The organism is Streptomyces bambusae, from assembly GCF_019400985.1.
Classification (GTDB): Bacteria; Actinomycetota; Actinomycetes; order Streptomycetales; family Streptomycetaceae; genus Streptomyces; species Streptomyces bambusae_A.
In genome coordinates, this window is sequence record NZ_WTFF01000648.1 from 1 (window position 1) to 1,228 (window position 1,228).

At 77.9% G+C, this 1,228-nt stretch carries 1 protein-coding gene; it reads right to left on the minus strand.

The window, feature by feature from the left end; genetic code table 11:
- The coding region (locus tag GPJ59_RS36300; protein ID WP_219672367.1) for a choice-of-anchor A family protein at nt 1-1,228 on the minus strand (1,228 nt) is incomplete at both ends.

The following is a 1,228-nucleotide window of genomic DNA, read 5'->3' on the forward strand; positions in this document are numbered from 1 at the left end:
GTGCGGCCGCGGCGCGCCGGTACCGGGCTTGCGCGGAGGATCGTACGCGGGCTTGTGCGGCCCCGGCTTCAGGTGGCCGGGCCCCGCGTGCGGCGGCCTGCCGTGGTGGCCGGGCTCGTGCGGCGGCCTGCCGGCGGTGCTCCCGGCCTCCCGCCACGGCTCGAACCGGGCACGGGCCCGCGGCCGGCCCTCCCCGTCCGCCCTGAGCACGGCGATGTCGCCGGTCACCGGCTGCGGTTGGCGGCCGCACTCCGGCAGGTCTCCGGTGAACGGGTAGGCGTGGAACGCCTGGCCGCCCCCGCCCCCGGCGGCGCTGGTGTGGGTCAGGGAGCCGGCGCTGAAGAAGCGGCCGTTGAAGCCGGGCAGGGTGACCGTGGTCTCGGAGGCCTGGTCGCCGACGAGTACGGCGCCCTGGAACTGGCCGGTGCCGTGCAGCCCCACGGCGGTCGCGTCGGGGAAGTTCCACAGCAGCCGGTGCCGGTAGGTCTGCTCGCCGCTGTACGTGACGACGGCCCGGTCGGCGCCGAGGACGTTCACCAGGATCGTGGCGCCGCGCGGGATGCGGTCGAAGCGGATGCCCTGCTGGGTGCGGCCCGGGGCGGCGATGTCGGCGTCGACGTTGAACACCTGGAGCGCGGAGGTGCCGTCCCCGGTGAAGACGGTCTCGTAGCGGTTGCCGGCCACGGTCCCGGTGGCGGTCCGCGGCGTCCCGCCCGGCCGGGCGTAGCACTCGCTGGCCGTGCTGAGCTGGTCGCGCAGGGCGGCGTACCGGTCGGTGGCGGCCGTGTCCCGCACGACGGTGGTCGCGCCGACGGCGCCGCGGCGCGCGCCGGCGTGCCGCAGGGTGCCGCCGTCGGCGAGCAGCCGCTCGCCCGCGGCGACGGCGACGGAACCGCCGGTGGTGAGGAAGTCGGAGCCGGGCGGGGGCTGGACCTGGGAACCGGAGCCGACGATGCCCACGTTGTAGACCTGGCCGGCCCCGCCCGCCGTGTCCTGGTCGAAGTCGCCGAGGACGACGACCCGGCCCTCGGCCCCGGCGGACCGCTCGCGGACCCGGAAGTCCCCGCCGACGAAGATGTTGATCCCGGCGTCCCGGCCCAGCGCGGGGCCGGTGTGCGGGTCGAGGTGGTCGGGCGGGCATTCAGGGCCCAGACACGGGCCCAGCCCGCCCGGGAGCAGGGCCGCCGCCCGCGCCACCGGGAGGCCGGTCCCCGGAGCCGCGCCCGCC